Genomic DNA, 21,216 nt, shown 5'->3' on the forward strand with positions numbered 1-21,216 from the left:
AACCTCTCTAAAGTTGTTCCGTTTGCACATTTTGCCAATGTGAACTGACATCGGCAAACGTAGGTAATGCAGGAAATGCTCCTTGTTGAGCAACCGCGTGAGCACCACAATGTGCTGAAAATGATATCAATGGCACAAATAATTTTGCTTGAGACAGAAATTTCTTAGGTTGACTCACTTGGCTTAAGCCAAATAAAAATGCACCAATAAAGGCATCTCCGCCAGCAGTGGTATCAATAGCGTTGACAGTTGGAGGAACAACCTGACTTGATTCATTCGCGCAATAATAATGAATAATGTCTGCACCGTCAGTGACTAAAATTAATGAAACACCATTGTGAATCAAATTATTGATATATGTTTTTTCATCACCTTCAGCAAGATAAAGCAGTTCATCTTTAGAATACTTTAATACGTCAACTTGCTTGGCCAGTTTATTTACTTCTATTCTTTCAACAACGCCTTCAGGCCATAAATTAGCTCTTAAATTTACATCAAAGCTAATAGTAGCTCCTTTTAACTTTGCCAATGACAAAGCATATTGGGTTGTGTCAGCAATATTTTTTTGCGTTAATGTATTACTGCAAAAATGAAATATCGACGCTGGGGTGAACCAGTCTTGCCCTACCTGAGTTTTATCAAATAACAAGTCAGCCGTTTGATCACGATAAAAAGAAAAGCTTCGCTCGCCAACACTATCTAACATAACAAAAGCCAAGGCCGTTTTAGCCTGTGGATGACGACTCATTAATCTAGTATCTACTTGATAAACCTCAAGTGCATTTTGTAAAAAATCCCCGAAGGAGTCTTTACCTACTTGACCCGCAAATAATGCTTTACCACCAAGTTTGGCAATGGCTACCGCAACATTTGCAGGCGCTCCGCCCGGATATTGGCGAAACTCATTTAATAATAACGGTTGTTCATCAAGTGCATTGATCATTAAAAAGTCAATCAATGCCTCACCAAAACAAATTACTGGATTCATTTTATTCTCCTAAACTTTATAACAACCAATGTAAAGCTATTGCCGCAGTCCAAGAAAAGTTGTCGCCACCACACCCTTCGCCAGTTTCTGCATTAAAGTATTCAAAGTATTTAGACTTTTTAAATAATATGTCTGTCTTTTCTTTAACTTGTGCAGCAGTTTCAGAATAACCATTCAACTCAAGACCCAAAGCAATCATCCAGTTAATATGTAACCAAACGGGCCCACGCCAGTATCGTTGTGGCTCGTATTTGCTTTCTCTTGGGTCTGTTGATGCCATGGCATAAGCGCTAGCAGACATCCACTCAACAGCTTCTTTAGCCAATTTCTCTGCTTGCTCATCGTTAGCTAACTCACCAAATAACGTTAAAAATCCGGCATTTGTTTTCACTTTACAAAGCGAGTTTGTTATTAAGTCTTTAGAATAGAAGAAAGAAGTTTCTTCACACCATAAGTCGTTTATTGCATTTTTTGTTAGACCCACACTTACTTTTAAGCTTTCAATGTCTGGTCCTGTCACGTTAAGTTGTTTGCACAGTGCAAGTAAATCTAAAGTCGCACGTTGTAAAATTGAAATAAGACTTACGTCATTCGCCTTGTAAGGGCAATCACGGTAAATGTCATTACTATCAAAATGTTTATTTTTAAAAAATTCGACAAGGTACAAATATCTATCATATTGCTCTTTATGAGGTCTTTCAGATGCATCGATATGATTCAAGTCTTGTCTTTGATATTCCCAAGTTACCTGAGGAACAGCATCAAGTGCACTATCCCAAGCAGGGCTATTGTCCATGCCTGATTCCCAAGGATGATAACTTACAACTAAGCCTGTTGTTTCTGGATCTCTGTCTCGATACCACCAGAGGTGATATTGAATTAAACTGGGTAAAATTTTTGCTAGTTTTTCATCTCTAAGTTCAGCGTCTTTTGCTTCTTCAAAAAGCATTTTGACTATTGTGGTCAATACTGGAGGTTGAGAGATAGAAGTACTTTTAACTAGCTTGTCTGATCCCCAAACATCAGGACCTGGAAAATAGGTATCAGATTCTTTATGGAAAAGAATATGTGGGATCATGCCATCTTCCCATTGCCCACTAATCAAAAATTCTAATTCTTGCCATGCTCTAGGTTCATCAAATTTCATCCATCCTAACGCGGTGATTGCTGCATCCCAATTCCATTGAAATGGATATAAACCATGTGTTGGTACGGTATAACCATCTACATCATTTTTATATAAAATATTTTTTGCTTGCTCTATTAACTTTTCATTGTTCTTCATAATATCCCCACTTTTTTCACACCATAAAACCCGATATGGGTATTAAAGCACTATTCAAAGTCACTTATCAAGATATTAATACTTATTTTGGGTTGTAATGGCAAAAACTATATGCTTAACTGTAGTGAGTAATTAGTGAACAAAATTAAACCAAGTGAAAAATATTGAGTTCAGTTTTGATAGATAAATTGCTGAAAATAATATGACTAAAAAAAATAAACATAAACATGTAAAATGAGAAATGGGGAAATAAAATGAAACTAACTAAATTATCAAAAATCATTATGATGGCGCTTGCAACATCAGCAAGTACAGCATGGGCAGCAGAAGAAATAAAAAAAGAAAAAGATGATACAGAAATAATTATTGTCACTGGCTCTAGTGTAAAACGTACAGAAGCAAACACACCCGCTAAAACAACCTTGTTTAACAATGAAGATATATCTCGTCGAGGTTTTACTAGCCAAGCTGATATTCTAATGAGTGTGCCGGGTATCAAAGTAGAAGGTGGTGGTGGTGAAGTTGCAACCAATGCTTTTGTTAGAGGGCTACCTTCTGGCGGGCAATTTCAATTTACGCCATTAAATTATGATGGGATGCCTTCATTTCAATCGGGTATGTCATCTTCAGCACAAGATGTTTACTTTAGACCTGATATTGGTATCGAAAGAGTAGAATTTGTTGGTGGTGGTGTTTCTAACTTATTTGGCCCTGGTTCAGTGGCCGGTATCATTAACTATATTTCAAAAACGGGATCTGATGTTCCTGAAAGCACTGTTCAAGTTGAACTTGCAGAAGATGGCCGCATGAGAACTGATTTTTTCACTGGCGGCGCCTTATCGAGTGATGAAAATTTATACTATGCTATGTCTGGTTATTATCGTCACGATGAAGGCCCATTAGATACAGGATTAGCAACTGAAGGTTATCAATTACGCGGTAATATTCTTAAAGAATTCAACAATGGATTTTTGAAGGTTTCAGGTCAGTTAATTAATGATTCAGTACAATTTTTCTTACCTTTACCTTTAGATGGAGGAAGCCGAGAGCGTTTAACCGGTAACGACGGTGAGACGGTATACGTTGCTCAAACAGTAGCGGCTGCTGAACTATCTTACCCAACATCAACAGGTAAGTATGAGTCAACAATTAGAGATGGCGTTTCAACAGAAGGTGGTTCACTTGCTGTCCACTTTGAGAAAGAGCTTACTAATACTTGGACTTTAACTGGTAAGGCAAAAGCGGCAGATTACATACATACGTTTAACTTATTCCTTGATGGTGACGGCGTAGCCAACTCACCTGAGCCGCAAGATGGTTATGCTGCTAACCCTAGTCATGGTTTCGGTGGTGAATCTTTAACTGATTTATACGGAACAGCTAACTACACATGGTCTGAAACAGGTAATGCTTTACCTGACGATTATCTTTTATTTGGTAACCGTTTATTAGATCGCCAACGTGATGGTAGCTTCTATAGTACTGAATTTAACCTTACCGGTGCATTACAAGGCAGCACATTTGATCATACCGTTAATATAGGGACTTTCTTTATTCACGCAGAGCAAATGGACTACAATATTATATCAAGTTATTTAGCCGATTTTTCTAACGGTAAAAATGCTCGCTTGGTTGATCTGTCTTTCACTGATGACCAAGGCAATGAAGTTCAATACTCTAAAAATGGTGTTGTAGGTCCTGGTACTAGTTATACCAATAAGCGTTTAACATCTGATCGCGTAGCGATTTACGTCACAGATCAAATGGAAAATGATACCTGGGCAATAGATTTGGGTGTTAGGGTTGAGCAGGCAACAGGTACACAAAAATCTGAAGGAAGTGAGTTTGTAACTGTTTCTAACGATCCTGGTTTAGCGCCTAACCTACAAGTTAATAAAGCAGGTAATGGCCAATTTACTTACGGTGAAGTGTCAACTACTGAAGCGGCATTCTCAGCGGCTGTGCTTTATAAAATGGATGACAAAAACCTTAATATTTACGCTAATGCGTCACAAGGTTATTTCTTCCCACAACTAAGAAGTATTAAATTCGATACTAATGGCGAACCACAAAGCTACGAAGGTGAAGATATCACGCTAGCGTCTATTGGTTTTAAATATTTCCCTGATGACTTATACATTGATGCTTCATTATTTATGGCCAACTTGGATAATAGACGCAACGTTGATTTTGTAAATGATGGTTCTGGCGGCCTTAAGGAAACTGTTACTACACTTTCAACAGCAACCCAAGGGGCTGAAGTCATTGCTCGTTGGAATATTTCTGATGAATTTACGGTAGATGGTAATGTTACTTATCAAAATGCTGAATTCTCAGAAGGTGCTAATGATGGTCTAGAACCTGCCAGACAACCAGAGTTCTCTGGTAACCTTGGTTTAGCATACGACAATGGTTTTCTTGATGCACGTTTAGCCGTAAGTTACTTTGGCGATAATTTTGCCAATAACAGTAATACGGTAGAATTAGATAGCCACAGCATTGCAACCTTTGATGTTGGTTATACTTGGGAATTTTCTAATGATGAGCAAATTAGATTAGGTCTAGGGGTGTTTAACGCTTTTAACAGTGAGGGAATTACTGAAGGTTCACCGCGCCAAGGAAATAGTCAGGTTTCTGGTGGAGATTTCTTCGTTGGTCGTCCTATTTTGCCACGTAGATTCAGCATTACTGCACGATACGATTTTTAATCGGTAATCGCTAACCTAAGAGCATGTCATGTTAATTGGCATGCTCTATCTCAATGTAATCTTCAAGCATAGCAATGTTAATTGGTATGCTTTATCTCAATGTAATATTCACTTTAGGATACACTTTTCATGAATTACTTTGATTACGGTATTATTTGTATTTACCTCTTTTTACTCATCTTTATGGGGTATAAATTACGTGGTCAATCCACCAAATCTGACTACTTTTTAGGTGGGCGTACGGTAGGTTGGAAACCGTTAACTTTATCTGTTATGGCTACGCAACTCTCTGCAATCAGTTTTGTTTCAGCCCCCGCATTTGTTGGTCTAAGAGAAGGTGGCGGCATGCAATGGCTGTCTTACGAACTCGCCGTACCACTTGCGATGATTTTAGTACTAAAAACAGTACTACCGGTATTATATCGTTCAGGTGTTGTTAGTATTTATGATTATTTAGAACAACGATTTGGTCGTTCTTCTCGTTTATTAATTAGTTTTGTATTTCAATTTAGTCGAGCATTTTCTACCGGCATTATGATTTATGCAGTATCCCTGATACTTATTGCCACTATGGGGATTACACTTTGGCAATCTATTGTTATTGTCGGGGTTATAACGCTTCTTTATTCATTGCAAGGTGGCATGAAGGCGGTGGTCTATGGTGATGCCATCCAAATGGTTATTATCATATTAGGTACTATCGCTTGTGTTTATTTTGGCTTAAGTAACTTGGGCGGTATCGATGAGTTAGTTGCTAATGTTGACCATTCTCGTTTACAAGCTATCAATTTCTCTTCGTTTGGCACTGAAGGTGATGGTTTTGGCTTTTTACCTATGGTTTTTGGTGGCATTGTTTTGTACGCATCTTACTATGGTTGTGATCAAACACAGGCGCAGCGTGCTTTATCAGCTAAGAATACAACAGATTTAAAAAAGATGATGATGGCGAATGGTCTTTTACGTTTCCCTATTACCTTACTTTACTGCTTTTCTGGATTAGTTATTGGCACGCTAGCCATAACGGACGCTAACTTTTTTCAACTGATCCCTGAGGGTAAAAGTGACATGATGATGCCTGTTTTTATTATCAATTATTTACCTCACGGTATGATTGGTTTATTAATTGTTGCTATTTTGTCTGCCGCAATGTCGTCTTTAAGCTCAACAATCAACTCGCTTTCAGCGGTATCAGTTGAAGATTATTGCCGTATTACCAACAAAGAACCCGATGATAAAAGTTACATGACCTATGCAAAATATACCGGGGTATTTTGGGGTATAGTTACGCTAACTCTTTCATTATATGCTGGCGATATTGCAGCAACGGTAATCGAAGCGATTAATAAAGTAGGCTCGGTATTTTATGGTCCTATTTTAGCGATATTTATTTTAGCTGTTTTTGATAAACGACTAAGCGCTATTCAAATTAATGTCGGTTTATTAGCGGGTGTTGCCTTTAATATTTTCCTATGGCTTTGTGTACCGCAACTTTTTTGGTTTTGGTGGAATCTAGTGGGTTTAATTGTAACCAGTTTAACGGCCTATTTGGTGCTGTTATTTACCAATAATGACCGGATAAAATACAACCCCTCGTTAACATTGCTTTCCAATAAAGATGACATTTTAACGACAAAAGATATTGTTATTCTCGTGTCCTATTTTGTGGCTATGATTGCGGTATGTATGTCTATTCCAATGCTTTTTAGCTAAATCAATTTACTTTTACTTTCACTTTTAATACATCAGCAAGGCAAATTTATGAATTCGTCAAAAATCTTTTTACAAGATTTGTTTATTATCGCAGTCAACGAGAGTTTACCCTCTGTTTGTATGCCTAAATACTTGTCAAATATTGACGCCAGTAAAGGCTTATGTGTTATTGGTGCAGGTAAAGCATCGGTTGATATGGCAAAAACCATGTATGAATATTTTGGTGATAAGTGTTATGGCACGGTTGTCACTCGCCACGGTTATACCACAGAAAAAAATATTGGTACTATTAAGATATTAACAGCGGGTCACCCAATTCCAGACAAGGATAGTCAAGCTGCGGGTAAAGAAATATTAGCACTTGCCCAAGATACACCTGAAGATATTCCTGTGATTTTTCTCATCTCAGGCGGTGGCTCTGCATTAATGTCACTACCGATAGATGAAGTAACCTTTGATGAGAAAATGCAACTCAATAAATTTCTCTTGGGTTGTGGTGCTTCTATTGATGAAATTAATGGGGTACGCCAACAGCTTTCTAAAGTTAAAGGTGGAAAGCTTTTACAAGCAATCAAAGGGAAAAGTCACACCTTAATCATTTCAGATGTTGTGGGTGACGATCCTAAAATTATTGCCTCAGGTCCAACTGTAGAAAACTCAACTACGGGTGCACAAGCGCTATCGACCTTAGTTAAATATGGCTGGCAGCCTATATCTTCGGTTGAAAAAGCACTATTGCAAACTAATACCAATAAAGTAAAGAATATCGATACTCAGGCTAATAGACATAAATTAAGTATTATGGCTAATGCACGTCAGTCTATCGATAAAGTTATTGCTTCTATTGATTTATCAAAGTGGCAAATTCACGTGATCAATTATGACGAAGTAGGCGATGCGAATGAAGTTGCTAAGCAACACGCAGCGCTTGCGTTAGCGGCGTATGAAAGTGGACAAAAAACACTGTTATTTTCAGGAGGAGAACTCACAGTTACCTTAGCTAAAAATGCGGGTCAAGGTGGGCCAAATCAGCAATACATGCTAGCGCTAGCAATTGCCCTTAACGGCGCAAAAGGTATTTGTGCGCTTGCCTGCGATACCGATGGTATTGATGGCAGTGAAGATATTGCTGGAGCGTATATTGATGAAAAAACCTTAGCTCGTGCTCAGGAAAAAGCACTACAACCAGAACAGTTTTTAGCGTCAAATGATAGCTACAACTTTTTTAAACCACTTAATGATTTAATTATTACAGGCCCTACACATACTAATGTAAATGATTTTAGAGTCATTATGATTGATCCCTTTTAAGGTTATTTATACTACTAACTCAAGCAGATACGAGGCAATATAATACAAAATGGTTTGTAAAAAAAAGGTTATAAATAATAAAGTTTAAAACTGATATTTCTACAACGCTTGCTGTATTATATTAGGCTAAATTAAAACAAGGTGGTTTTATGCTTTCATCAAAGAACAGTATTCATCTAAGAAGTGGTTTTGAGCTTAGTAAAGGTGGCAAGTTATTTCAAGATGCCGAAAGAGAAGTTCTAAAGTTAGTATTTTGGTCAAAAAACGTCAATCAAAGAACCATAGTGGAGACCACAAAAATTCCACAACAAACCGTATCACGTATGGTTAAGAACCTCTTAGATAGGGGAGTATTATGTCAAACTGACAGAGTATCGTCGACATCCAGAGGAAATCCAAGTTTTGATCTGGAAGCTAACCCGTCATTTGCCTACAGCTTCGGCTTGTCCATCTTGCTTGATGCAATCGGTATAGCATTAATGGATTTTGCAGGAAATGTTATTGAGACTCAATTGGAAGAGCTTAAAGACATGAGTATTGAAAATGTCTTATCGCATTCTGAGGTCATTATTGCCAAGATAATGAAAAAAAATCATATTCAGGAATCAAAAGTACTAGGTATTGGAGTAGGAATTTCTGGCTTCTTTAGCTCGATGGACGGCAAAATGAACACCCATCATCTGATTGAAGAATGGGCACAAGTCGATATTGCTGAAATTATCTCATCACGTTTCAACTTACCCACTTGGGTTGTCAATGATGCAACTGGCGCGGCGGCAGGTGAAGGTATTGCCGGCGTTGGCAGAAACTATAAAAACTTTGTTTATTTTTTCATTTCGTATGCTTTTGGTGGTGGCTTAGTATCAAACAATGAAATTTTACTTGGCACCTACGGTAATGCTGGGGAGTTGGGTGATATGTTGCCTTCTAAAATATACTCCCACCCTAATATGGCATTATTAAAGCGAATTTTAATCAAAAATAATATTGAGGTAAATTCAATCTACGATATGCATAAACATTTTGATGTGAATTGGCCAGGTGTAGACGAGTGGATTTATAAAGTACAAGATTCTCTAGATTTGGTAGCCACAGCTTGTTCTGCATTGCTTGATACTCAAGCCATTGTACTAGGCGGACATATACCTGTTGCCTTGGCAGATAAATTGATTCCAAGAATTGAAGTATATGCGCAATTTCGTCGGGGATCTCAACGACCAAGACCAAAAATTGTAACCGCTGGAGTGCAAGAAAATCCAGTAGCCGTCGGCGCCTCAAGTTTGCCATTAAGAAAATTGTGTTTATAAATAATTAACTGATAATAGGCAAACGAAGTTTATCAGCATATCTTCCTTGATACCTTGGCGAAGTCGTGCTGAAAAATACAGCCTGATGTTCATGGGATATTCTCCTGCCTAGCATTATTCATATCAGCTTAACTAACATAAGATAAAATAAGGATACGGATACGGATACGAAAATTTTCAAATACTCAGTGTCTAGAGGGAAAGCTGTAACAGTTAAGTTAAACCTTCCTCAGTTTACTCATGCCACCATGACCTCAACAACGAGAGCTAAATATTAGAAAGTTTATTATGTACATTTCAGAGCACTTTGTTGAAATGCCATATTGAGAGCATAACATTTACACACTAAACTGACTCCGCTCATCAACATCTGCCTTAGTTACAATCCCTTTATCAATAAGTTGGCTATATACCTCAGCACATTTCATTTTTAAATGCTCCCTAAGTAATCTAACGGCAGGAGTAATGGTTTGTCTACTTGGGCAAATAAGCCATAACTCAGTCGGGTTAAGGGTAAATTCGGTTAATATTGGAATAATCTTATTTGAAAGCAAATCATTTGACATATCTAAACTAGATTTCGCCGCTATCCCTTTACCGCTCACGCACCATCGTCTAACCAGTTCAGCATCATTTGACGTACGATTACTTTGCATTTTTACTTTAATGATTTTACCTTGCTGGGAAAACGCCCAAACATCATGAATAATGTCATGCAGCTGATATAATAGACCATTATGTGTGGTTAAATCATGAGGATGTTTAGGGGCACCATTTTTTTCTAAATACTTAGGTGTTGCACAAAGTACTCGCGGCACATTACAAATTTTGAAACCATATAAATTAGCATCAGTGGGTGAGCCATAACGTAGCGCGATATCGACTGGGTCACGATAAAAATCGATATTACTATCGCTAATATGAAGTTTTACACTAACCCCTTTATGCGTTTGCATAAATTCATCAAGCCAGGGCAAAATTAAATGCCGACCTAAGTCAGACGGTACTGATATTCTTAACTCACCATCAATAATATCTAAGTCGTCTTTAACATTTTGCTTAGCTTGGTCGAGCATTTGTAATGCTTGTTCACAGTGTGGAATGTATCTTTCACCCGCAATAGACAGCCTTAAACGCCGAGTTGTTCGGATAAATAGTTCAACGTCAAGTGCACGTTCAACGCGTTTAATTGCCGCACTGGCGGTGGCTGTAGTCATATCTAAGCTCGCTGCTGCTGCGGTAATACTGCGAAATTCAGCGACTTTTAAAATAACATTAAGATCTTCTAATAACATGATTGTCAAAAATAATTTGATAAAGATTCAATCATTATGCAGTTTCTTTATTATCAAGCAAGGCCTAGTATTACTGCCAAGATAACTTAACGATTAATTGAAACATACTCAGGGGAAAACATGAAAGCAATTGCTTACACTCAATCATTACCTATTAACGACTCAGCCTCTTTAATTGATATTGAACTACCACAGCCTACCGCTTCAGGGGTTGACTTATTAGTAAAAGTCTCATCAATTGCGGTTAATCCTGTCGATTACAAAATACGTCAGAATGCTGCACCAGAAGAAGGTGAATACAAAGTACTCGGCTGGGATGCTGTTGGAGAAGTCGTCGCGACAGGTGAATTAGTTAGCCACTTTACACCCGGTGATAAGGTCTTTTATGCTGGAGATTTAAATCGCCAAGGCAGTAATGCTCAATATCAGTTAGTAGATGAGCGAATCGTTGGTCATAAACCGAAAAGCTTATCTGATAGCGAAGCCGCTGCGTTACCACTAACAGCCATCACCGCTTGGGAATTATTGTTTGAACGTTTAGCCATAAAACAGCAACAACCTGACTCAACAACACAGTCAAACGAGGTTATTTTGATTGTTGGCGCTGCCGGTGGTGTAGGATCTATTCTCGTTCAGTTAGCGAATAAGCTCACAGGTGCAACCGTTATCGCAACTGCCTCTCGTGAAAGTTCGGCAACCTGGGTGAAAAAGTTGGGTGCTGATCATGTTATCGATCATACCAAACCATTAACGGCGCAGATTGAACAATTAAATATTGGGCAAGTAACGCACGTTGCTAGTTTAACTCACACAGATTCATACCTAGATAGCTATGTTGAGTTGTTAGCGCCTATGGGTAAAATTGCCTTAATTGACGATCCAAAATCCCTTGATATCAGCAAACTTAAATTAAAAAGTTTGTCACTACATTGGGAGTTTATGTTTACCCGCTCTATGTTTAAAACTAACGATATGAGCGAGCAACATCGCCTACTAAATAAAATTTCTGACTTGATTGACCAAGGTCATATCCAAACCACAGTGGGTAAAAACTTAGGCACTATCAATGCCAAAAATTTAAGAGCTGCTCATGCAGAACTTGAATCAGGAAAATCAATCGGAAAAATAGTGTTAGAAGGTTTTTAAAAACCTTTTAAAAGTAAATATTTAAAAACGTTAACAACAATTAAACGCATTAAAAAGACAACGGAAATTAACATGACAACTTTAACCATAGTAGCAAACATCAAAGCAAATTCAGATAAAATTGCTTTAGTAAAAGCAGAGCTTTTAAAGCTTATTGACATTACCCGTGCTGAAGCTGGTTGTATCAATTATGACTTACATCAAGACAATGCCAACCCGGCACATTTTATGTTGTACGAAAACTGGCAAACACGTGAACTTTGGCAAACACATATGGCCAACCAGCATTTAGCTGATTATATGGCGGCAACAGAAGGTTGTGTTGAAGAGTTTGTTTTAAATGAAATGACCGTAATCGTTTAAGCAATATTTGTCTTAAGTAGTTACCAAAGGTTTTGTAACCTTTTTATAAAACCTTTTAGTCTTCACCTTATTCGGAAAATATAATGAAAAGTAAGGTATCAAACAAGCTCACTCTAGGTGTCACTACTTTATCTTTTCATCATGTTGCCGCGTCATTAGTTATTAAATGTATTAAGCGCAGAAGAATGCCAAGCATTAATTGATACGACCGAAAGCATCGAATATACAGAAGATGCGGCAGTATCGTTAGGCCGTAATATTCGCCATAACATGAGCCTAAGTTGTATTGTAGATACAAGCACTGAACGACTTATTTGGTTGCGAGTAGCTCCATTAGTCAACGTAGAAAGTACCCCTCCTTTTGCGGGTAAAATACCATTAGGATTAAATCAACGTTTTCGTTTTTATCGTTATAAAAAAGGTGACTATTTTTCCACTCATACCGATGGTGCATGGCCAGGCAGTAAAATAGTTAATGAAAAACCCGTTACCGATGCTTTTGGCGACCGCTATAGTTTATACTCCTTTTTGATTTTTCTAAGTGACGAATTTACCGGTGGAGAAACACAATTTTTAGTGGATAAAAGTGACCCTACACGCCCTGCTAGAACCCCTAACAATGCACAATTAAAAGGTGTTCGCACACCGGTTGGTGGTGTTTTATGTTTTCCACATGGTACGCATCCATTACATTGCTTACATAGCTCTCAAATGATTACTCAAGGCGTGAAGTATATTATTAGAAGCGATATTTTATTTAGCCTATAAACACATTCAATATTAGCTTCCAGTAAATGTGTTTATAGGCTATGCCGTAAGATATATACAGACGTTTTGGCAATCTATGGGCGATATATTATTGCCAAGCATAAAGTAGACCTTATACTTGTTTACAATCCAAAAAATCACCCGACAAGCTTATATTTCCGCCGTGTGACATCACTTAAAGTGCTTAAAGTAAACGTCACCGGCAGGTTTAGTTAAGCCCTGATATCTAAAAGCCTCAGGTCAAGTTTGAGCGACTACCCAGCAAATTTTACTGATAAACACATAACTTGGCTTACCTTATTATTGTTCCTGAAGGACAAGTTCATTTAGACAAGCCAATGCTTTTTCGGCATCTTGTGATGCAATAAATATATGATCATGATAATACGCCGCTATAACATTTGCGCTAATATTTGCTTGCGTTAATTTGGTTGCAACAGCAGCCGTTAAACCAACAGCATCAAGGCTAGAATGTACAGCTAAAGTGATACATTTAAATCTACCTGAATGTATAATATTAAACTCCTCCGCTTTTTCTTTTTTAACGATAACCGTTAATCCTTCTTTTTCTTGAAACGTACCAATAGGTTCTAACTGGGCTAGCTTTTCATAGCTATTAGTCTCAAGCGTGCCAAAAACATATTCTGTTTCAGCAAGAACGGGCGTCATTGCAGCAATTAGTTTTTTTAGATCGATTTCACCAGACATATTTATTTACTCACTTTGTTGATTATATTAATTAGATATTTTTAAGCCAAGCACGCCAATAAATATTAAGCAAAAACAGAATAATTGCTGAATAGTAATTGGTTGTTCAAAAAAATAATGGTTTATGATAGAAATGGATGATGCACCAACAGCCAACCAAACAATGTAAGCTGTAGTAATAGGGATTTCTTTTAAAGCAATTGAAAATAACACTAAACTAAGTGTCATCGAGAAAATTGCAAAGATTATATAATAGGGTTTCGTAAAAGATTCGGATTTTTGAAGACCAACTAACCAGCCAGCTTCTAAGGTTCCTGCAATAAATAAGATAAACCAAGACATGTAAGCACTCAATAATATAGAGGTCGTCCTCTGATATAAATAGAGCGGTGAGGTCGTCCTCACATCGAAACTGCTTAGGTTTGACAGGAGCATAACAGATAGTAATAAAAAATAAAACGGGAACCTTTGAAGTTTCGTTAGCCGCGCGTTACTCACTCATTTTTGTCTATAGAAAGTCTATAGACAAAAATTAAAAGTGCTGATGGCTTGGTATCAAAGATTAAAGATTAAATACTATTTCAGCATTTAATCTTTAAATGGGGTGATATTATTTTGGGCAGTATGTTTTTTGGTACTGCTTCAAATCAACTTTGACTTGTGGTGCTAAGAAATACAATCCGATGATATTTGCAATGGCCATCGAAAAGAACATTGAATCTGATATGGCAATAACAGCATTTAAACTTACCGAAGCACCTAGCGCAGTACACATACAAAAAACAACCTTATAAAGTAAATCTAACACTTTCGATTCACCCACCAAATATCCCCAAGCAATAGAACCATAATATGCCCATGAAATCATGGTTGAAATGGCAAACATCAATACGGCAACACTAAGCACGTACGGAAACCACCATATAACACTGGCAAAAGCTCTAGACGTTAACGCAACACCATCAATACCCTCTGTTGTTTGATAAGCCCCCGTAATAACAATCACTAATGCAGTAATAGTACAAATAACAATGGTATCGATAAAAGGTTCGAGTAACGCCACATAACCCTCTCTAACAGGCTCTTTTGTAGAGGCGGTTGCGTGAGCAATTGAAGCGGCACCAACACCGGCTTCACTTGAAAATGTTGAACGTTTAAAGCCCTGTATCATCACACCAATAATACCACCAACAACACCTGTAGGATTGAATGCACCATTAATGATAAGACTGACCGCATGCGGAATTTCTGTATAGTGATAGGCCAAAACAAAAAGAGCGGCTGACAAATAAAGTCCCGCCATTAAAGGCACAACTTTTTCAGTAACTTTGGCAATACTTTTAATACCACCAATAATAACAACACCAATAACAACGGCGAGTATACTACCGAAGAGCCAACCTTTGTCTGCCCAAAAACTGGTTTCATTACCCATAGCAATAACAAATTGTTGAAAGGCTTGGTTTGATTGCAACATATTGCTGCCACACAATGACGCCACGACACAACACACTGCAAAAAAGCTCGCTAATACTTTACCGAGTTTTTTAAAACCCAATTCGGCTAAACCATCTTTAAGGTAATACATAGGTCCGCCATGAACCTGACCTTGCGCATTTATGCGCCGATATTTCACACCTAAAGTACATTCAAGAAATTTTGTCGACATGCCCATAAAACCAGCGATGATCATCCAAAATGTCGCGCCAGGTCCACCAATTGAAACCGCAATAGCGACACCGGCAATATTACCTAAACCTACAGTGCCCGAAAGTGCTGTGGTTAATGCTTGAAAGTGGCTGACTTCACCTGGATCATCAGGGTTTGAGAAATCACCACGTATAACCTTGCAAGAATGAGAAAATCCACGAATATTAAGAAAACCAAAATAGAAGGTAAAAATCACAGCAGCAACAATGAGCCACAGAACAATAAGCGGAAACTGAGTACCGGCCACATCAACACTGTAAAAAATGATACCGGTAAATAAATCTGCGACAGGGATAAGTAGCTGATCAATCTTTTGATCGATAGTTAACTCAGCGCCCATTGCACTTAAACTTATAAAAAATGTTATTATGCCAATTAAGATTTTTTTCATATTATTCTTTTTTTATTTTTTTATTTTTTAATATCGATGAACTTATTGTGCCACAAACATTTGCTTTTAATTAGTTCGTAAATTAACTAGTATTGTACAATAGAATTACAATTTGCTAAGGCCTTCTTTCAATATGAGCGAACTTGATAATATCGATAGACAATTAATTAGCATACTTCGAACAGATGCTCGTACCTCTGTATCCGATTTAGCTAAAAAAATTAATGTTTCTCGAGCAACGGTACAAAATAGATTAACCAAGTTAGAGAAGCGCAATATCATCACAGGTTATACTATATTAGTCTCGACAGAAACTGATGATAAAATGTCTTTGGTTCGTGCTCATATGAATATTGAAATAAAGGGCAGTTCAACTAAAAATGTTAAGTTCGCTCTTATGTCAGAGCCTAGTGTTTGTACTATTCATACAACCAATGGTCGATGGGATATGCTTGTTGAGTTGCAAACAAGCTCACTTGAAGAGTTTGATAGGATATTATGTCGAATAAGAGGAATATCCGAAATTTCGGCTTCTGAAACCAGCATTTTACTCTCATCCCATCAAATTAGATCATAGTAAAATATCACTCTTTGAGCGTTATATTTTAATGAATAGTGTAAAATTTACCTGCTCGCCACAATCAAACCTATCAAAATAAAACAAACACATAGCAAACTGCATAGTTAGTTATCAATTTAGTGAAAAGCTTATACTAATAGTTGGCGCTTATCAGGTTCATAATTCCTATTAATTAAACAGAGGAATTATTATGACCATTTTTACTGACGTTAAAACAATCGCTGCACTGACAAAAAAAATAGGCACAGAACATGTCATCGAAAGACTTGTTACTTATTTAGAGTCCGATTTTCTAAGATGGGCAGAATTTGATAAATCAGCTCGATTGGCTAACCATAGCGAATCGGGCGTTATTGAACTCATGCCAATATCAGATGCTAATCAGTACGCTTTTAAATATGTAAATGGTCATCCAGATAATGGACAAAAAAACTTCTCAACTGTGATGGCATTTGGTGTTTTAGCTGATGTAGATACGGGTTATCCTGTACTCTTATCTGAGCTAACGTTAACAACAGCCTTAAGAACAGCGGCAACATCAGTTATGGTGGCTAAAAAGCTTGCTAGAGCTAATTCAACCACCATGGCCTTAATTGGTAACGGCTGTCAAAGTGATTTCCAAGCAATCGCTTTTCATCGCCTTTTAGGCATAACAAAAATTAAATGCTTTGATGTTGACCGTAAGGCAAGTGAAAAATTAGTACGTAACCTCTCATCATACTCTAACTTAGACATCATTATTTGTGACAGTGTAAAAGCAGCCACCTTAGATGCTGATATTATTACCACGGTTACTGCTGATAAAAAACTAGCGACGATAATTACTCCTGACATGATTAAGGCTGGCGTACATATCAATGGCGTGGGTGGTGATTGCCCAGGAAAAACAGAAATTGATGCACAAATTCTGATTAAAGGCTCCATTTTTGTTGAGTATGCACCGCAATCAAGAATTGAAGGTGACATTCAACAATTGCCTGACGATCACCCAGTTACTGAGTTTTGGCAAGTTATTGCTAACAAGCATTCTGGTAGAACTTCAGATGATGAAATTACCATCTTTGATTCGGTTGGTTTTGCATTAGAAGATTATTCAGCACTGAGATTACTCAAGGATCTCATCGTGGAACATAAAATTGGCGAAACTATTGAGTTAGTGCCTGAGCTTACAGATCAAAAAAATCTCTTCGAATTACTGAACTAGTTATTATTGCCAGCTTAAAGGACACCTTAATGAAAAACGCTAATCAATCACCTTCTGCTGTTGTTATGATCCGTCCGCACCATTTCATAGCGAATCCAGAAACCGCAGCGGATAATGTATTTCAACAGACAAGTCCTGATGTGTCAGCTGAATATATTACAGCCGAAGCAGGAAAAGAGGTTCAAAAAACGATTGAAATATTGAGATCACATGGTGTTACCGTACATGCTTTTGATGATTTTACGAAAGACACACCAGATTCTGTTTTTCCAAACAATTGGTTTACAACACATGAAGATGGCACTATTGGCATTTTCCCCATGTATTGTGAGAGTCGTCGCAAAGAAAAAAACCCAGAAATCATAAAATTATTATCAAAAGAATATCAAGTCAATAAAGTTATCGATTACTCAATGCTAGAAGAACAGCATCTTTTTCTAGAAGGCACTGGTTCTATGGTGTTAGACCACTCAAATAGATATGCTTATGCCGTTATTTCAAATCGCATGAGTGAACGTGTGCTGAATCAATTTTGTAAAGACTTTGATTATCAGCCTGTCGCCTTTACGGCCACAGATGACGATAATGTCGCTGTATACCATACTAATGTTTTAATGAGTATGGCGACTGACTTTGTATTAATTGGATTAGATTGTGTTAAAAATCTAGTAGTGCGCACAAGTTTAATCGAACGTTTTCAACAAAGTGATAAAGAAATCATTGAACTAACCTATGAGCAAATATGTAACTTTGCCGGTAATGCATTAGAGCTTTCAACACCTAACGGTAATATTTTAGCTATGTCTACAACCGCCTATACTTCGTTAACTGAAAGCCAGGTATTGATGATTGAAAATTACGTTCAGATTGTCCCTATTGATGTACCTACAATAGAACTCGCCGGCGGGTCTATTCGCTGTATGTTGGCTGGTATTCATTTACCTAAAAAATAAAAGCCATACGTTCACTTTCACGGTACTGCTACTTAACCAATAGGGTAAACTGCTGTATCGTGCTTTTTATTTATTAAACAGCATAAAATAATATTTAGGAATTTTTTTGGACATTTGGATTTACTTCACTTTATTAGCGGCGCTTATGCAAGCTATTCGCACCGCTGGACAAAAGCAGCTTTCAAGCCACCTAAATGCCATGGCAAATACCGGTGTACGCTACTTATATGCGCTACCTTTTGCTTGGTTGTATCTATGGTGGATACTTGAATATCGCCAGCTAGACATGCCAACAATTAATCCAAACTTCCTAAAATATGCACTGATCGCTTGTTTTGCCCAAATCATTGGCACAGTTTGCTTAGTTATTGCTTTTAAATATCGTAATTTTTCCGTCGCTTCTAGTTTAGCAAAAACAGAGGCTATTCTAGTTGCTGTTGTTGGCGCCTTACTCTTTTCAACAAGTTTAACTTATTTAGGGTGGTTTTCTGTTGCTGTTGGTGTTGTCGGTGTTTTACTCGTTTCAAAAGTAAAATTTACTTTTGACGATGTATTTCGTAACCCGGGTGCTGGATTTGGCCTTGCTGCTGGTTTAGGTTTAGCCATAACAACATTGCTGATAAGGCAATCAAGTTTAGCATTAGAAACCGATTTACTACTCAGTGCTGCGGTCACCTTAGTATTTATGATCACGGTTCAATCAGTCATATCTTTTGTTTATGTCTATTTTCAAGACAAAAATCAATTATTGTTAATGGTTAAGTATTGGCGTATTTGTTTGTTTGTTGGCGTAACTAGCGTAATAGGCTCTATCGGTTGGTTTACAGCAGCAAGCTTTCAAAATGCGGCTTATGTCAAAGCATTAGGGCAAGTTGAGTTTTTCATCACCTTGTTTATTACCTATAGAATATTTAAAGAAAAAATATCCTTAGTAGAGTTCTTAGGGATGGCTTTAATCATTACTAGCGTAGTGATTTTATTACTCTGGGCATAAGTAGTTAATTGACTAGTACGACTTGCTTTCAAACTGATCATAACCTGTTGTATTAATAGTTAAAGCATCAAGAGCCATCATCTAAACAACAAAAAACACTAACCGTTTAGCAAAACCCCTAGTCTAACAACATAATGAGAACGGCCTAAAGGCCATGATTCTTGGTTAATAGCGCTTTGACTTCATCAAGATATTTATCATACTTTTGCCAATTCCCTATCGATTTATTATTAATAGGTTCACGTACTTGTAACGCACTTGCCGTGGCTACAGGTGCCTTATTATCATTAATATGCAAACAAGCCTCTTGCCAAGACAAAGCGCAAAACTCGACCAGTTTTTTGGCCTCTGCTTCTGGATTGTTGACCAATTGTTCATAATTAACGATATAGAAATTATCGGGATATAGCTCAAGCCAAAATGAAATAAGCTTTTTAAATAGTACGTAAAATTCTGCGGTAGTTGATAAATCATATGCATAGTTATAATAAGAAAAATTGACTGCAAATAGCTGCCTAAAATTACTCACAATAGTATCGAGTGGATTTCTGTCTAAACAAATAATTTTGGCGTTTGGTAACGCTTGTAAAATAAATCCGACATATAGAAAATTTAACGGCATTTTATCGACAAATTTTGCCGTTTTACCGGTAATAGCACGTGTACTGTCTATATAATCTTTACCTAACTGGCAAAAATCGATGTTGCACGCCGCTTGCACTGTTTCAGCATCAATGACTTTATTCGTTGTAGTCTTTGTCATTTTTTTCAATAGCAAACCAAAGTGTTGTAATTCACCGGCACTCGTCACCTCACTATGCTGTGATATTATTCGCTCGACTAGTGTGGTGCCGCTTCTTGGCATACCAACAACAAATAGCGCTTCGCTTGATGCAAAGCCTTTTTTAACATCTTGTTGTTGCTTAAGCGTTTGCTCTAACGCCGTAAACATTGTTTTATCATCATTAATTGAATAATCGAGCTGAGTTAACTTTTTTTGTTTTGCATTTTGCAAATAATGAAAGGCTTTATCGTAGTTTTTCAATGCTTCGTATTCTCGTGCTAATGCATGAGATATATAAAGCAAGTTATCGGTTTGAGCTATATTTTTGTGTAGGTGTTCTAGGGCTGGTATATGATTATCGCTAGCAGATACTTGACCCAAACTCGTTAATGCAGCATGTGCTTTACAATGCATTGGCGACAACAAAACACATTGTTCGTAGTTGGTACGTGCGCCGATAAAATCACCGTTAAACTTTTGAGAGGCACCTAAATTAAAGAAGTATTCGGTCACCGTTTTATCTTTTTTTATAGCTTTTTCAAAGCATGGGACAGCGAGTTGATGAAGACCTATTTGACTATAGGTAACCCCTAAAGTGTCCCATGTTAATGCAGAGGTGGGATTAAGTGTTTGTGATGATTTCGCATTTTTCAGTGCCAATAGATGGTTTTTAGACAACGCGTAATGTTTTGCTAGTTGTGCTAAAAACTCACTATTATTTGGAGCAAGCACAATAGCTTGCTCAATTAATAAAATAGCCTTGTCAATATTGTGATGAACACTGGCAATCATTGCCAGTAAAAAGTAAGCATCAGAAAAGTGCTTGTCTTGCTGTAATATTTTAATTAAGCATTGATGTGCTAATCGATACTCGCTTTTATTGATAGCTTGCTGTGCTTGTTGATGTAAAACACTTATTGTTTGTGCCATATAATTTAGCCGCTATTAATTCATGATAATGACCCTAAACCACGATAGCCTAGAGCCTTATTCATTCATTTACTTAAGTAA

The 21,216-nt window shown here is 37.3% G+C and carries 18 protein-coding genes; 11 read left to right on the top strand and 7 right to left on the bottom strand.

The genetic code is table 11. From position 1 onward, the window contains the following. Positions 1-7: 7 nt before the first annotated feature. Positions 8-988, bottom strand: coding sequence for a carbohydrate kinase (locus tag H4J59_RS05370; protein ID WP_182237440.1), 981 nt, complete (start codon positions 986-988; stop codon positions 8-10). A 16-nt stretch (positions 989-1,004) separates the two neighbouring features. After that, positions 1,005-2,273 (bottom strand): MGH1-like glycoside hydrolase domain-containing protein, encoded by a 1,269-nt coding sequence (locus H4J59_RS05375; protein WP_182237442.1) that lies wholly within the window; start codon positions 2,271-2,273, stop codon positions 1,005-1,007. A 254-nt stretch (positions 2,274-2,527) separates the two neighbouring features. On the opposite strand from H4J59_RS05375, the gene H4J59_RS05380 reads away from it, so the two are divergent. The 4 genes from H4J59_RS05380 to H4J59_RS05395 all read left to right on the top strand — a co-directional run bounded on the left by H4J59_RS05380 (position 2,528) and on the right by H4J59_RS05395 (position 9,309). Continuing rightward, positions 2,528-4,981 carry a TonB-dependent receptor plug domain-containing protein gene (locus H4J59_RS05380; RefSeq protein WP_182237444.1) on the top strand — a complete coding sequence of 818 codons (2,454 nt, stop codon included), beginning with the start codon at positions 2,528-2,530 and terminating at the stop codon, positions 4,979-4,981. A gap of 129 nt (positions 4,982-5,110) precedes the next feature. After that, positions 5,111-6,691 carry a sodium:solute symporter gene (locus H4J59_RS05385; protein ID WP_182237446.1) on the top strand — a complete coding sequence of 527 codons (1,581 nt, stop codon included), beginning with the start codon at positions 5,111-5,113 and terminating at the stop codon, positions 6,689-6,691. A 48-nt stretch (positions 6,692-6,739) separates the two neighbouring features. Continuing rightward, the gene (locus tag H4J59_RS05390; RefSeq protein ID WP_182237448.1) at positions 6,740-8,002 is read left to right on the top strand and encodes a glycerate kinase; all 1,263 of its coding nucleotides are present in this window, start codon (positions 6,740-6,742) and stop codon (positions 8,000-8,002) included. Between the two features lie 149 nt (positions 8,003-8,151). Then, positions 8,152-9,309, top strand: coding sequence for an ROK family transcriptional regulator (locus H4J59_RS05395; RefSeq protein WP_182237450.1), 1,158 nt, complete (start codon positions 8,152-8,154; stop codon positions 9,307-9,309). Positions 9,310-9,647: 338 nt separating this feature from the next. On the opposite strand, the gene H4J59_RS05400 is transcribed toward H4J59_RS05395, so the two are convergent. Next, positions 9,648-10,604 (bottom strand): LysR family transcriptional regulator, encoded by a 957-nt coding sequence (locus H4J59_RS05400; RefSeq protein ID WP_182237452.1) that lies wholly within the window; start codon positions 10,602-10,604, stop codon positions 9,648-9,650. A 120-nt stretch (positions 10,605-10,724) separates the two neighbouring features. Here H4J59_RS05400 and H4J59_RS05405 point away from each other — a divergent pair, with 120 nt between their 5' ends. The 3 genes from H4J59_RS05405 to H4J59_RS05415 all read left to right on the top strand — a co-directional run bounded on the left by H4J59_RS05405 (position 10,725) and on the right by H4J59_RS05415 (position 12,881). Further along, positions 10,725-11,750 (top strand): zinc-binding alcohol dehydrogenase family protein, encoded by a 1,026-nt coding sequence (locus tag H4J59_RS05405; protein ID WP_182237454.1) that lies wholly within the window; start codon positions 10,725-10,727, stop codon positions 11,748-11,750. A 72-nt stretch (positions 11,751-11,822) separates the two neighbouring features. After that, entirely contained in the window at positions 11,823-12,113 is a 291-nt protein-coding gene (locus H4J59_RS05410) for a putative quinol monooxygenase (protein ID WP_182183005.1), read from the top strand. Between the two features lie 270 nt (positions 12,114-12,383). Next, positions 12,384-12,881 (top strand): hypothetical protein, encoded by a 498-nt coding sequence (locus H4J59_RS05415; protein ID WP_182237456.1) that lies wholly within the window; start codon positions 12,384-12,386, stop codon positions 12,879-12,881. A 300-nt stretch (positions 12,882-13,181) separates the two neighbouring features. Here H4J59_RS05415 and H4J59_RS05420 read toward each other — a convergent pair whose 3' ends face one another. The 3 genes from H4J59_RS05420 to H4J59_RS05430 all read right to left on the bottom strand — a co-directional run bounded on the left by H4J59_RS05420 (position 13,182) and on the right by H4J59_RS05430 (position 15,690). Further along, entirely contained in the window at positions 13,182-13,589 is a 408-nt protein-coding gene (locus H4J59_RS05420) for an ACT domain-containing protein (RefSeq protein ID WP_182237458.1), read from the bottom strand. Positions 13,590-13,616: 27 nt separating this feature from the next. Then, positions 13,617-13,931, bottom strand: a complete 315-nt coding sequence (locus tag H4J59_RS05425; protein WP_182237460.1) for a multidrug efflux SMR transporter — start codon at positions 13,929-13,931, stop codon at positions 13,617-13,619. Positions 13,932-14,199: 268 nt separating this feature from the next. Further along, a complete protein-coding gene (locus H4J59_RS05430) occupies positions 14,200-15,690 on the bottom strand; it encodes a sodium:alanine symporter family protein (protein WP_182237462.1) in 1,491 nt (496 codons plus the stop codon). Positions 15,691-15,823: 133 nt separating this feature from the next. Here H4J59_RS05430 and H4J59_RS05435 point away from each other — a divergent pair, with 133 nt between their 5' ends. The 4 genes from H4J59_RS05435 (at position 15,824) to H4J59_RS05450 (ending at position 19,421) form a co-directional block, all read left to right on the top strand. Further along, complete coding sequence (locus tag H4J59_RS05435) at positions 15,824-16,267, top strand: Lrp/AsnC family transcriptional regulator (protein ID WP_182189731.1); 444 nt, start codon at positions 15,824-15,826, stop codon at positions 16,265-16,267. A 193-nt stretch (positions 16,268-16,460) separates the two neighbouring features. Beyond that, positions 16,461-17,474 (top strand): ornithine cyclodeaminase, encoded by a 1,014-nt coding sequence (locus tag H4J59_RS05440; protein WP_182237464.1) that lies wholly within the window; start codon positions 16,461-16,463, stop codon positions 17,472-17,474. Positions 17,475-17,503: 29 nt separating this feature from the next. Further along, the gene (gene ctlX, locus H4J59_RS05445; RefSeq protein ID WP_182237465.1) at positions 17,504-18,427 is read left to right on the top strand and encodes a citrulline utilization hydrolase CtlX; all 924 of its coding nucleotides are present in this window, start codon (positions 17,504-17,506) and stop codon (positions 18,425-18,427) included. Positions 18,428-18,533: 106 nt separating this feature from the next. Next, positions 18,534-19,421 (top strand): DMT family transporter, encoded by an 888-nt coding sequence (locus tag H4J59_RS05450; RefSeq protein WP_182237467.1) that lies wholly within the window; start codon positions 18,534-18,536, stop codon positions 19,419-19,421. A 145-nt stretch (positions 19,422-19,566) separates the two neighbouring features. Here H4J59_RS05450 and H4J59_RS05455 read toward each other — a convergent pair whose 3' ends face one another. Beyond that, complete coding sequence (locus H4J59_RS05455; protein WP_182237469.1) at positions 19,567-21,135, bottom strand: sulfotransferase; 1,569 nt, start codon at positions 21,133-21,135, stop codon at positions 19,567-19,569. Positions 21,136-21,216 lie beyond the last annotated feature (81 nt).

Origin of the sequence: Colwellia sp. MB02u-10 (assembly GCF_014077185.1) — a bacterium.
GTDB lineage: Bacteria > Pseudomonadota > Gammaproteobacteria > Enterobacterales > Alteromonadaceae > Cognaticolwellia.